At 44.9% G+C, this 12,935-nt stretch carries 14 protein-coding genes; 11 read left to right on the top strand and 3 right to left on the bottom strand.

The genetic code is table 11. From position 1 onward, the window contains the following. Nucleotides 1-131: 131 nt before the first annotated feature. The 3 genes from IJ369_RS08505 (at nt 132) to sigE (ending at nt 2,453) form a co-directional block, all read left to right on the top strand. Nucleotides 132-752, top strand: coding sequence for a suppressor of fused domain protein (locus tag IJ369_RS08505; RefSeq protein WP_290718102.1), 621 nt, complete (start codon nt 132-134; stop codon nt 750-752). Nucleotides 753-870: 118 nt separating this feature from the next. Continuing rightward, nucleotides 871-1,716, top strand: a complete 846-nt coding sequence (locus IJ369_RS08500; protein WP_290718099.1) for a sigma-E processing peptidase SpoIIGA — start codon at nt 871-873, stop codon at nt 1,714-1,716. Between the two features lie 2 nt (nt 1,717-1,718). Then, nucleotides 1,719-2,453: an RNA polymerase sporulation sigma factor SigE gene (gene sigE / locus IJ369_RS08495; RefSeq protein ID WP_290718097.1), complete on the top strand. Its 735-nt coding sequence runs from the start codon at nt 1,719-1,721 to the stop codon at nt 2,451-2,453. Nucleotides 2,454-2,479: 26 nt separating this feature from the next. On the opposite strand, the gene IJ369_RS08490 is transcribed toward sigE, so the two are convergent. Continuing rightward, nucleotides 2,480-2,647 (bottom strand): hypothetical protein, encoded by a 168-nt coding sequence (locus tag IJ369_RS08490; protein WP_290718095.1) that lies wholly within the window; start codon nt 2,645-2,647, stop codon nt 2,480-2,482. A gap of 140 nt (nt 2,648-2,787) precedes the next feature. Between IJ369_RS08490 and sigG the strand changes: the two genes are divergently transcribed. From sigG to IJ369_RS08455, 7 genes are all read left to right on the top strand, one after another. Then, nucleotides 2,788-3,564: an RNA polymerase sporulation sigma factor SigG gene (gene sigG, locus IJ369_RS08485; protein ID WP_290718093.1), complete on the top strand. Its 777-nt coding sequence runs from the start codon at nt 2,788-2,790 to the stop codon at nt 3,562-3,564. A gap of 125 nt (nt 3,565-3,689) precedes the next feature. Then, a complete protein-coding gene (locus IJ369_RS08480; protein ID WP_290718091.1) occupies nt 3,690-4,232 on the top strand; it encodes an isochorismatase family protein in 543 nt (180 codons plus the stop codon). A gap of 68 nt (nt 4,233-4,300) precedes the next feature. After that, a complete protein-coding gene (locus tag IJ369_RS08475) occupies nt 4,301-4,900 on the top strand; it encodes a DUF5662 family protein (RefSeq protein WP_290718090.1) in 600 nt (199 codons plus the stop codon). A 2-nt stretch (nt 4,901-4,902) separates the two neighbouring features. Further along, complete coding sequence (gene mnmA, locus IJ369_RS08470) at nt 4,903-5,973, top strand: tRNA 2-thiouridine(34) synthase MnmA (protein WP_290718088.1); 1,071 nt, start codon at nt 4,903-4,905, stop codon at nt 5,971-5,973. Between the two features lie 317 nt (nt 5,974-6,290). Beyond that, a complete protein-coding gene (locus IJ369_RS08465) occupies nt 6,291-7,982 on the top strand; it encodes a Na/Pi cotransporter family protein (RefSeq protein WP_290718086.1) in 1,692 nt (563 codons plus the stop codon). Between the two features lie 107 nt (nt 7,983-8,089). Next, nucleotides 8,090-9,514: a sigma-54 interaction domain-containing protein gene (locus IJ369_RS08460; RefSeq protein ID WP_290718085.1), complete on the top strand. Its 1,425-nt coding sequence runs from the start codon at nt 8,090-8,092 to the stop codon at nt 9,512-9,514. Nucleotides 9,515-9,820: 306 nt separating this feature from the next. Further along, nucleotides 9,821-11,104 (top strand): L-cysteine desulfidase family protein, encoded by a 1,284-nt coding sequence (locus IJ369_RS08455; protein ID WP_290718083.1) that lies wholly within the window; start codon nt 9,821-9,823, stop codon nt 11,102-11,104. A gap of 115 nt (nt 11,105-11,219) precedes the next feature. Here IJ369_RS08455 and IJ369_RS08450 read toward each other — a convergent pair whose 3' ends face one another. Continuing rightward, nucleotides 11,220-11,870 (bottom strand): LexA family protein, encoded by a 651-nt coding sequence (locus tag IJ369_RS08450; RefSeq protein WP_290718081.1) that lies wholly within the window; start codon nt 11,868-11,870, stop codon nt 11,220-11,222. Nucleotides 11,871-12,055: 185 nt separating this feature from the next. On the opposite strand from IJ369_RS08450, the gene IJ369_RS08445 reads away from it, so the two are divergent. Further along, nucleotides 12,056-12,367: a hypothetical protein gene (locus IJ369_RS08445; protein WP_290718079.1), complete on the top strand. Its 312-nt coding sequence runs from the start codon at nt 12,056-12,058 to the stop codon at nt 12,365-12,367. Here the strand turns inward: IJ369_RS08445 and IJ369_RS08440 are convergent. Beyond that, nucleotides 12,362-12,826, bottom strand: a complete 465-nt coding sequence (locus IJ369_RS08440) for a low molecular weight protein-tyrosine-phosphatase (RefSeq protein ID WP_290718077.1) — start codon at nt 12,824-12,826, stop codon at nt 12,362-12,364. The two genes, IJ369_RS08445 and IJ369_RS08440, sit on opposite strands and share 6 nt — an antisense overlap. Nucleotides 12,827-12,935 lie beyond the last annotated feature (109 nt).

Raw genomic sequence — 12,935 nt, 5'->3', positions numbered from 1 at the left:
TGTTTGGTAATGAGGCATAAGAAATGTCCGAAGAAATGAAAAAATATGTTTATGAATACTGCGACATGGATCAGAGAACATAACGCCTACCTGCCACAGTGACGACCTCTGAACGAGAAATCTGTCAGCATATGGAAGGTCTGTTTCCCCATCGTGTGACAAGAGTATATCGTGAAATTGACTCCGAATTTCTGCAGGTGAATGTTTTCGTAATGAAAGCACCTACAAAGAAGGATTTCCATGTGATCTATACAGCGGGCATGAGCGCTATGCCCATGAACCTGCCTCAGGAATTCCTGCCCATGTATAAGGACCTGGAAAGAGCAGAGCTACTGCTGTTTTTGCCTGCGGAATGGGATATCCTTACCGGCTATGAAACAGACAAGGACGTGCCTGACCATCTCTGGTGGCCTGTACGCCTGATGAAGTATCTGGCCAGATTCCCTCACGAATTCAAAACATGGCTGGGCTGGGGTCATACTCTGCCTAACTCTGCAGAATGTGTGCCCTATGACGATAGCACAAAGCTTTGCGGCGCCATGCTGGGGGCTTTGCAGGAAAATATCAGTATGTTCCGCACAGAGGACAATACACAGATCAATATGTACTGCGTGATGCCTTTGTACAAGGAAGAAATGGACTTCCAAAAGGAAGCCGGTACAGAAGCGCTGATGCAGAAACTGGCGGCGCTGAATGGTTACGGCATGATCGTATTCCCTGACAGACCGAATGTTTGTGAAGAAACAGAATAATTGAATATGTCTGCTCAAAAAGCGTCGACTTTTGTCGGCGTTTTTTTTGTTGCCATTCAGCAAAAACGACAGGTTTCGCTGTCCCTGCGTTCTATAATCAAAGGCATGGAGGAAAAACATGGAACCAACGATTTACATAGATGTAGTCTTTTTTGTGACCTGGGGCATGGATAGCTTTCTGCTTTGGTCGGCGGGGCGGCTTTGTGGCTTTCGGGCGAGACGATGGCGTGCTATTTTAGGCGGATTTTTATCGGCGGTGTTGTATTGCCTGTGGCTTTGCTTTTTTCGGAAAAATGGTGGCTTTCTGCTGTCGATATTGCTTTTGGTAATTGGTCTGCTGTCTGCTTATTTTCCGAAAAGCGGGCGAAACTTCCTGCGGCTGTTGGGGGCGGCTCTTTTGGTATCCTTCCTCATGGGCGGAGGAGTGAACGTGCTTTTTACCCTGACGCAGGCGCAAAAGATTTTTGGGCAGGGAATGGTCATAGAAAAGGCCTATCCTTGGTGGCTATTGCCCTGGGCAGTTTTCATGTCGTATCTTCTGCTGAAATGGGGCGCGAAGTGGATCGAAAGCCATATCCAGCGGAGGCGGGAGTTTTGTACTGTGGCTGTTTTCTGGCGGGAAAAGCGCGCAGAGGGGCGCGCTCTGATAGACACAGGCAACGGCTTGCGGCAAAGGGATGGTCGAGGCGTAGCCGTTTTGGAAATCAATGCATTGTTGCCTCTTTTTACGGCAGAGGAAAGTATTCGCATCCTTTCCGGACAGATGGAAGGACTGGAATACCTTCCCTTTACCAGCTTGGGTAACCCGGATGGCAAATTGTGGGGCATACGGGCGAAAAAATTGATTTTATCTTTTGGAGAGCAAAGTATTGTGCATAAAAATATTTTTGTAGGCATTTCTATGGAAGCATTTACAGGGGCATACGAAGGGCTGGTGCCGCCCTGTTTATTAGAGGAGGAGTAACGATGAAGGAATGGAAATATCTTCTTTTTCTTGCAAAATATCATCTGGAACGATTGTTGAGAAAATTTATTAAAAAGAAAGAAGGGATTTTTTATATTGGGGGGAGCGATGTGTTCCCGCCGCCGCTGAAGACGGAGGAAGAAGCGGTCCTTCTGGAACAATTGGGCGGTGAAGATGATGTAACAGTAAAGTCTGTCCTCATCGAAAGGAATTTGCGGCTGGTGGTCTATATTGCGCGGAAATTTGAGAATACGGGCATCAATGTGGAAGACCTCATCTCTATTGGGACGATTGGCTTAATTAAAGCCATCAACACTTTTAAAGTTGATAAAAAAATCAAACTGGCGACTTACGCTTCCCGCTGCATTGAAAATGAGATTTTGATGTATCTGCGACGCAATAGTAAGACAAAATCGGAAGTTTCCATCGATGAGCCGCTGAATGTGGACTGGGAAGGAAACGAACTGCTTCTGTCAGATATTTTGGGGACAGAAAATGATGTTATTACCAAAAATATCGAGGAAGAAGTGGACAGAGAACTGCTCAACAACGCCATGCAGAAGCTGAGCGGGCGGGAGCGGAAGATCGTAGAGATGCGATTTGGCATTCTTCCCGAAACGGAGGAAAAGACCCAGAAGGAAGTGGCAGATATCCTTGGTATCTCTCAATCCTACATTTCCAGATTGGAAAAGAAAATTATGAGCAGACTGAAAAAGGAAATGAGTAAATTAATGTGAAAAGAGCCTCCGGATGGAGGCTTTTTTCATGTATCAGCGTAATGTAATGGCTCAAAATCTGTATTTTTCATTTTGCCGAAGCCGCGGTCGATGAACTGCTGGTTCCCGCTGCGCCCGTTCCTACTGATGATATGGGTACTTTCACGGATAGGCTGGGTAGATGAAATGGCATCCCTGTTTTCTGTGACCTGCATCAAATCATCCTTTCATTTTTTTTCTTAAATTGTGCGAAAGCAGCTGTTTTCATACACAAAAAAGGCGAGATTTGTTTCGTATATTTCTATCTTCGTGAGGGGATTTTATAAATATATCTTTGAACGAACGGAGTGAGAGGATGGCTTATTACGGCAAGGTGGAAATCAGCGGCGTAAATACAGCTTCCCTGCCTGTCCTGACAGGGACAGAAGCAAGGGAATTATTCATAAAATGCAGAGCAGGAGACGAAAATGCACGGCAGCAGCTCATCGAAGGGAATCTGCGGCTGGTGCTGAGCATCATCAAGCGATTCGAAAACCGAAATGAAAATATGGACGATTTGTTTCAGATTGGAGTGGTGGGGCTCATCAAGGCGATAGACAATTTCAATATTGAAATGGATGTGATGCCTTCAACCTATTTCTGCCCCATGATCATTGGGGAGATACGCAGATATTTAAGGGATAACAACACCATTCGGGTCAGTCGTTCTTTGCGGGACACAGCCTATAAAGCCCTGCAGGTAAAGGAGCGGCTGATGGCCCAAAATGAAAAGGAACCCAGCATCGAAGAGATCGCCAAGGAAATGGGACTTTCTAGAGAAAATATCGTCATGGCGATGGACGCCATACAAGACCCCGTGTCTCTCTTTGAGCCCATCTACCACGATGGCGGGGATACCCTTTTTGTGATGGACCAGGTCAGCGATGAGAAGAATGGGGACAAGCTCTGGCTGGAAAATCTTTCCCTGAACGAAGCCATGCATCACCTTTCCGAACGGGAAAAGAAAATCGTGAATCTGCGGTTTTTCGAAGGAAAAACCCAGACGGAAGTCAGTACGGAAATCGGCATCAGTCAGGCACAGGTTTCCCGTTTGGAAAAATCTGCATTACAGCATATGCGAAAATTCATGTAAGCGGAAAAAGGTGGACAATTTTCTTCTGATAGGATACAATGAAAGAGAATAATGGGAGGATATGTGGAAATTTTGGTTTTCATCCCCAAAAGAACAGAAACTTTATCTATCAGGAGGAATTTACAATGAGAATTTATGCAGAAGATACAGCGGCTCTGATCATCGACTTCCAGGAAAAACTGGTTCCCGCTATCGCAAACAACGAAGAAATCGTAGCAAAATCCGCTACATTTGTGGCTGGCCTGAAAGAACTGGGCGTACCCATGGCTGTCACACAGCAGTACACAAAAGGTCTGGGCGATACAGTAGCACCTATCAAAGAGGCACTGGGCGAATTTACACATATTGAAAAAATGTCCTTCTCTGCTATGGGCTGTGAAGAATTTGTTGCATGGGTGAAAGCACAGGGCAAAAAGACAATCCTGGTTTGCGGCGTAGAGGCGCACATCTGCGTGCTGCAGAGCATCATCGACCTGCTGGGCGAAGGCTTCCGCGTGTTTATCGTGGCTGACTGTGTAGGTTCCAGAATGGTTTACAACAAAGAATATGCGATCCAGAGAGCGACACAGGAAGGTGCATATGTAACAACATGCGAAGGCGCGCTGTATGAAATGGTTCAGGGTGCAGGCACACCTCATTTCAAAGCAATCTCCAAACTGACAAAATAAGAAACAAACGACCTTACAGAGGCCTCAATTCCCCAGAATTGGGGCTTCTTCTTTAGGGAGGGATACATATGAAAATCAAAGAGCATTTTCAGACGATTACATATCATAGAAAACTAGTGCGGGAGGGCTGCTTTAAAGTCGGCCTTTACTGGCAGGGGCTGACCCACGATTTATCCAAATACAGTCCAACGGAATTTCTGGTGGGGGCGAAATATTTCCAGGGGGACAGAAGTCCTAACAATGCTGAGAAGGAAGCCAGGGGCTATTCTTCTTCCTGGCTGCACCATAAGGGCAGAAACAAGCACCATTTTGAATACTGGATCGACTATACCATGCCCGGTACTTCCGAGAAATTGCTCATCGGCATGAAAATGCCTGTGCGTTATGTGGTGGAGATGTTTATGGATCGTATCGCTGCCTGTAAGGTTTATCAGAAGGAAAACTACACGGACGCAAGTCCCTGGAAATATCATCAGAAAAGCAAGCGTGTGCAGGAAGTGATACACCCCGAAAGCCTTGCTCTGTTGGATAAACTACTAAAAATGCTGGCGGAGGAAGGGGAGGCAAAAACCTTTGCCTATACGCGGAAAATCGTGATGAAGGACAAGAGAGAACGTTCCAAAAACGGACTCCGTTTGTTGAAAGAACTTCTGAAACGAGGTGAATGAGAATGAGTAAAGGAAAAGTCATCGTGGGGCTGAGCGGGGGCGTAGACAGCACTGTTGCCGCCTACCTTTTGAAAGAACAGGGCTATGATGTGATCGGTGTGACCATGGAAATGTGGCCCGGGGAGGGCAGCCAAAAGGCCATCGAAGATGCCAGAAGGGTAGCGGGAAATATCGGTATCCCCTTCGAAGTTCTGGATTTCAAAAAGGAATTCCGTGAATGTGTTGTGAATGATTTTATGGAACAGTATCAGAAGGGTCTGACGCCCAATCCCTGTATTGTCTGCAACAGACTTGTAAAAGGACAGGCTTTGCTGGAGAAAGCCCGCGAAATGGGGGCAGAGCACATTGCTACGGGCCATTATGCCCGTATTGAAAAGCACCCCAAAACAGGCAGATATGCCATCAGAAACTCCATCACAGCGGTGAAAGACCAGACGTATGCCCTCTATCGCCTGACTCAGGAACAGCTGCAGGCAATGCTGCTGCCCATTGGTGAATACAATAAAGACGAAGTTCGTGCTATTGCAGAAAAGATCGATGGTTTTGTAGCGAAAAAAGGTGACAGTCAGGATATCTGTTTTATCCCTGATGGAGATTATGTCGCTTTTATCGAAAGAGAGGGCAACTATAAAGCCAAACCTGGTGATTTCGTGGATATGGAAGGCAAGGTGCTGGGCAAGCATAAAGGCCTCATCCATTATACCGTAGGGCAGAGAAAAGGTCTGGGTATTGCTTTGGGCAAGCCTGTATTTGTTTATGGTGTGGATGCAGAAAAGAACCAGGTGCGTCTGTGTGATAATGGGGCCTTGTTCCAGACGAAGCTCTATGCGGGTAACCTGGCGCATATGGCCTATGAAAAATTTGAGGATGGTATGCGTTTTCAGGCAAAGATCCGCTATGCCCATAAAGCGGCATGGTGTACGGTGAAAATGGTTGACGATGATATTCTGGAGGTAACGTTTGACGAACCCCAGAGGGCCATCACCCCCGGGCAGTCTTTGGTGCTGTATGACGGGGAATATGTTGCCGGCGGCGGGTTTGTTCTGCCGAATGATCCAGTAAAGAACATGTGAAAATAAAGTAAAGAAAATGTAAAGAAAAAAGCCTGCGAAATGTTGATTTCACGGGCTTTTTTTGATGCATGGGATAGGAAGATTTTGGGAAAAATTAAATTGGATTTAACATCGATTTTACAAAACTCGTGCTGAAATCACAACGGCAATAAAGAAAAACTTAAGAATTCTGTGAATTCGGTGGAATTTGCCAAAAAGAGTCGAATTTTGATTGCGGAGCAATTTTCTTTATGATATCATTATCAATGGCGTGAAAAGATTTAACACACCTTTTAAGAAAAGTTAACAATCGTAAACAGAAAAATTGGAGGAAAAATATGAGTGCAATGGTAATCCCCTTTATTGGTGGCCTTGCAATGTTCATTTATGGTATGAACATCATGGCGGACGGTCTGCAAAATGCAGCAGGCTCTAAAATGAAGAAGATTCTTGAGGTGCTGACGCAGAACAAACTGATGGGCATCGCACTGGGTGCGCTGGTTACAGCCATTATCCAGAGTTCTTCTGCCACAACGGTCATGGTTGTCGGCTTCGTTAATGCTGGTCTGATGAATCTGACACAGGCCATCAGCGTAATCATGGGTGCGAATATCGGTACAACGATCACCGGCTGGCTGGTATCCTCTGCAGAATGGGCAAAAATGTTCAGCCCTTCTACACTGGCACCTCTGGCGGTTATGATCGGTGTGATTATTTCTCTGGTAGGTAAGAAAGCAAAAAGCAAAGATATTGCTGCTATCATTATCGGCTTCGGTATTCTGTTCATCGGTATGAGTACAATGTCTGATGCAGTAAAACCTTTGAGAGAATCTGAAGTATTCAAAACGGCATTCGTTTCTATGGGTGCAAATCCTTTTCTGGGTATTTTGGCCGGTGCCGGTGTAACAGCCATCATCCAGAGCTCCTCTGCTTCTCAGGGTATTCTGCTGTCCCTGGCTTCTGCCGGTCTGGTTCCTACAAAAGCGGCAGTATTCATTATCATGGGTCAGAATATTGGTACTTGTGTAACAGCTATTATGAGCTCTGTTGGCGCAAGCAAAAACGCGAAATGTGTAGGTACTATGCACCTGACATTCAATATTATCGGTACAGTGCTGTTTAGTATTATTGCATTGGTTGTATTTGCGAAGGCAGATCCTTCCCTGGGTGAAGGCATCATTACAATGACGCAGATTTCCGCGATCCATACAGCCTTCAATATTGGTACAACTGTTATTCTGGTACCTTTCAGTGGTTTGATCATCAAAGTAGCCATGAAGGTAAATGGTATCACAGAGGTGGAAACAACAGACGAAGCACAGCTGGTACACCTGGACAAACGTATGATGTCTACACCTTCCGTTGCTGTAGAAGGTGCGAAACTTGAAACGATCAGACTGGGTCGTATTGCAAGAGAAAACCTGTCTATGGCGCTGGTAACATTAAAAGACCACGACGAAAACAAGATTGCAGAAGTAAAACAGAGAGAAGGTACAATCAATAAGGTTTGTGACAGCGTTTCCGAATATCTGGTGGAACTGTGTATGCACCATCTGAATGACAAAGATAACGAAATGGTTACAAGCCTGTTGAATACGATCAGTGATATGGAACGTATCGGTGACCATGCTGAAAACGTAGTAGAATTGGCTGAACAGATGAAACAGGAGGGTGTTTCCTTCTCCGAAATGGCTCTGGAAGAACTGGAAGAAATGTCCAAAGCAACTCTTGGTTCTTACGATAACGCCATCAAGGCTCTGGAACTGGATGATATCAGCTATGCAGTGAAGACCGCATTCCTGGAAGATCAGGTTGACAAAATGGAAAAAACACTGCGTGCAGGCCACATCACTCGTCTGTCCAATGCAGAATGCAGCGTAAATGCTGGTATCCATTTCCTGGATCTGCTGGGCAATCTGGAACGTGTATCTGACCATGCGATGAATATCGCACAGGTGGTTCTGAATGAGCACAGAGCAGAAAAGAATTACCACGAAGAAAACATTCTGGATGAAGAAACAAAAATTTGATAAGTTTTTTAGAATAGCAAAAACAGAGAGAACGAGTGTCTCTCTGTTTTTTATTGTACGGAAAAGGAAAGTATGCTATTCTTAAAAATGAGAAAAGGAGTGATCATATGACTGCTTTGATGAAGATACAGTCTTTCATACAGGCCTATGTACAGGCCATCGCCTCTATTCTGGAGGCAGATGTAACCGTCGTGGATAATGAATTGATCCGTGTGGCGGGGACGGGCAGCTATGCCGATGAGATCGGCAAAACTGTGACCCATGGCAACTTCTTCAACCAGATTTTACAGTCTGGGGAAAATGGTATCATCACCGATGCCTCTATGGATGAGAACTGCAAGGTGTGCGAAAAACGATTTACCTGCAAGGAATTGGCAAATGTAGCATATCCCATTTTTAAGGAAGGTGCTGTTGTAGGTATTATTTCTATCATTGCCTTTGAAGAGGAGCAGAGAAAAAAACTGCTGGCAAACAGAGGGCAAATGGGAGAATTTTTGAAATATATGTCTGTGCTGCTGGAAAGCAAGCTATATACGGATGAAGTGAAAGAACGCTTGGAACAGCAATTGAAGGTAGTCCATGAGGCGAAAAACGACTGGTCTTTTGTAGGGAAAAGTCCTCGTATGCAGGAGGCCATCCGTATTGGGCAGAAGGTCGCAAAATCCAATTCCACTGTATTTTTGAGAGGGGAAAGCGGCACCGGTAAGGAACTGATGGCGAAAATGATCCACGCCCTCAGTGACAGACATGATAAGCTGATGATCTCCATCAACTGTGCTGCGATTCCGGAAAATCTGGTGGAAAGTGAATTATTTGGCTATGAGGAAGGTGCTTTTACAGGGGCGAAAAAGCATGGTTCTATCGGTAAATTCGAACTGGCTGATGGCAGCACCATTTTTCTGGATGAAATCGGCGATATGCCTCTCCATGTGCAGACAAAGCTGCTGCGCGTGCTGCAGGAAAGCGTAGTGGAACGTATTGGCGGCACGAAGCCGATCCCCATTGATATCCGTGTTATCTGTGCAACAAATAAAAATATCGAGCAGATGGTGGAAGAGGGTACGTTCCGAGAAGATCTTTATTATCGCCTGAATATCATCCCTATCGAGTTGCCGCCTTTACGCAAGCGAAAAGAGGATCTGCCATCTCTGATCGAATATTATATTGCTTATTATAATCAGAAGCTGGGGAAAAATATGCTTGGGGTCTCTCCAGAGGCGCTGCAGACCCTTGTCAGCTATAACTGGCCGGGGAATGTGCGTGAACTGAAGAATATCATCGAATATCTGGCAAATATTACAGAAGGGGAGAAGATACAGCTTTCCGACCTGCCGGATCATATCGTTCTGCGTTCCAGCAAGGGATATGAGGACTGGTCTCTGGATGAGATCGTAGGGGAATATGAAAAGCGCGTGCTTGGCAGCATGATCAAGAAAGGCGCGACGCTGGAAGAAAAAAATGCGCTTGCAGAAGCATTGCAGATCAGCCGTGCTACTTTGTATCGTAAATTAAAAAAATATGACCTATTGTAATTCTCGAATCTGAGAATTGTTATCAAAATTGAGAATAAATTTGTGTATACAGAACCATTTGTATTTTATGGGAAAACAAAACAGCTTTCGCTTGAATAGAGACAGGGCTTATTATTTGTACATGCTTGACGTACAAGAGAAAAATGTAATCTGAATGGAATAAATTTTATTTCTCATGATTGAGAAATCACAAAAGAAAGACCGCCGAAAATAGGCGGTTTTTATTTGGCACGAATCTTGCTGTATATACAATATAGAACAAAAAATCGTAAAAATGATTTTGAGAGATACAGGAGGAAGAGAGTTATGGATATGAACGTAGTAATCAATGCAATTAAAGCCGAAATGAAACCCAGCATGGGCTGTACAGAACCCGTTGCTATCGCACTGGCAGTTTCCAGAACATGCGAAATGTTGGCAAACCCAGCTGAAAAATTGGATATGGTGATCAGCTCCAATATTTTCAAAAACGCTTACAGCGTACAGATCCCCAATACAGGTACATGCGGCATCGAATTGGCATGTGTACTGGGCAGTCTGTTGGCAAAACCCGGTAATACAATGGAAATCTGTGCTGATATCAAGCCTGAACACGTAACAAAAGCACAGGAACTGGTTAAAGCAGGCATGGTAACTGTAAAGGTTCTGAAGAGCAGCGGCTTCTATATTGAATGTACAGCAACAAGCGGCAGCGAAACAGCTCATACCATTACAGAAGATGCCCATGATAACATGGTATTTGCAGAAAAAGACGGTAAAGTGCTGGTAGATGACAGAAAAACAGAAGAAGTGGCTGAAGTGAAAGAAGAAGGCGGCTTTGATGTTACACAGCATACATTCAAAGAATTCTACGACTGGGCAAATGAAGTGGATGTGGCCGATCTGCAGTTCATCAAAGAAGCTATTGATATGAATATGGAAATCGCTAAGATCGGTATGGAAAAGAAATACTGCTTTGGCGTAGGCCCTACTATCCAGAACCTGATCAGCAAAGGTATGATGAGCAATGACGTTGTGAACGCAGTAAGAAGTATCCCTGCAGCAGCAGCAGACTTCCGTATGTGGGGCGGCAGCGGTTCTGTTATGACATTCTGCGGCAGCGGCAACCAGGGTATTTCCACAACACTGCCTATGGCTGTTTTCGCAGACAAGATGGGTATTCCTGAAGAAAAACTGCTGAGAGCAGAATTTATGGCAATGCTGATGATCATGTACATGAAGAAACATGTTGGCCGACTGAGCCCTGTTTGTGGCGCTATGGTAGCAGGTACAGGCTCTGCGGCTGGTATGACATATATGTTGGGCGGTACATATGAACAGATCGACGGCGCAGTACAGAACATGATGGGTTCCGTAGCCGGTATCTTCTGCGACGGCGCAAAAGGCGGCTGTGCGGTTAAGGTTGCAGCTTGCGCAGGTGAAGCAGTTTACGCAGCAATGTACTCTATGGATGGCAGCTTCATTCCCGTAACTGACGGTATCAATAGCACAAAAGCAGAAGATACAGCGAAAAATCTGGCAAAACTGAGCCACGAAGCACTGGATGGCGTAGATATGAAGGTTATCGAAATCATGCAAGAAAAGAAATAAACGAAGAGGGTATTTCTTTTTGACCACTCCCGAAGGGAGGGAACCCTCGCCGGAGGCACAAAATGATAATAAAAAAGACCCTGTCGAAAGACAGGGTTTTCTTTTTGCAGACTGTTTAGAATCTTTTCTCCAATTTCATCAACCGCCCGCGGATGTGGACTTCCTCCATTTCCTTGCCCACGAAGATCTTCATTTCATAGGCGGGGTTTTCCGGCTGCAGCACGATGGCGTTTTGCTTTTTGATGACTCGTTTCAGGGTGGCATCGTTCCCGTTGATGGAGACTACGGCAATATCGCCGCTGTCTACATCGTTTTGCTGGCGAATGAGAAGCAGATCGCCTTCATGAATGCCGATATTGGCCATGCTGTCCCCTTTGGCGCGAAGCCAGAAATAAGTCTCCCCTGTAGTAATATCATCGGCGGGGGTCTCGTGATAGCCTTCGATGTTATCCTCTGCCAGAAGGGGCATGCCGCAATTGACAACACCTACGATGGGAATGGAAATCGTAGGGCGGGGCACAAAGGGGATGGCATCGGGCGGAAGTTTTACGCGATCCTCAACCAGATCAGATTTTTTGATACCGAAATAGTTTGCCATCAATTCGATTTTATCAATACGGGGATATGTTTTGCCGTTGACCCAGTCAGTAAGGGTGGTATATTTTACGCCCAGGGCTTCGCACATATCGTTTCTGCTTTTGTTGTTCAATTCCATGTAATGACGGATATTTTTGGCGAGGATGGATTTGCTGTTTCTATCATTCATGGAATCACCTCCTTATTTATTATTATACGGTTAAAACGTAAAAATGCAAGAGATTTTAAAACAAATTACGGAAAAACCGTTGACAATTACGGTTAAAACGTAGTATTATGATCTCAATGAGAGAGTAAATTAAATTTTTTGTAGAATGATTACGGAAAAATCGTAATATGAAAGGGGAGAACGATATGAGAGAGATGAGAATGTGGCGGAATACATGGCTGAGGGAGATCGCTTTGCAGAAGGGATTGCATGTGGGGAGTGAGATCATTATTCGGGAGCGGGCGCTGCTAAAGGATTACACTTATATCACGCGACAAATTCGGCATGGAGTGGTTCTGGAGATGTATCCGTTTCATTTTTGTTGCCGAATGGCGAATGGGAGAAAAGAGTCTTTCCGTTATAATGAGTTTCTGGGATACGAAGCGAGGCTGATTCGGCTGAAAGAAAATAACTGTAAAGCAATGAAAAAGGCATCCGAAAGGATGCCTTTTTTATAATTTTCCTTCTTTTTTCAGATGTTTCAGAAAAGCTTCCAGGCCTTCCATGATATCGTCATAAGTGATATCGAAATCGCCTGTGTACCAAGGGTCAGCAATATCTCTGGGATGGTTGGAAAAATCTAGAAGACGATATACTTTATGGTCCGGGTCTTCCTTGATCTGACGCATCAGGTTGGGGATATTGTAGCGTTCTGCAACGAGAAGATAATCATATTCGTTATAATCAGCTTTAGTCACCTGTCTGGCATGGTGCATGTTGCAGGAGATTCCGACTGAGGACAGTTTTCGTTTGGCAGGGGGATAAACGCCATTGCCGATCTCTTCGCGGCTGGTGGCTGCAGAGGCAATATGGAAACACTCGGAAAGACCTTTTTTCTGTATCATGTCGCGGAAGAGGTATTCCGCCATGGGGGAACGGCAGATATTGCCGTGGCAAATAAATAGTATTTTTATCATCGTCTTATATCTCCATATAAGTCTTGTATTTCTTCTCAAATGCCCAATATTGCAAGGTTTTTCGCCATTTTCATGTTTCTTTGTTTTCGGGATATCTTCTCAAATCCTC

Origin of the sequence: Anaerotignum sp. (assembly GCF_017483025.1) — a bacterium.
Taxonomy (GTDB): domain Bacteria; phylum Bacillota; class Clostridia; order Lachnospirales; family Anaerotignaceae; genus Anaerotignum_A.
The sequence above is the reverse complement of the archived record's forward strand: the minus strand, read 5'-3'. Positions and strand labels throughout refer to the sequence as shown.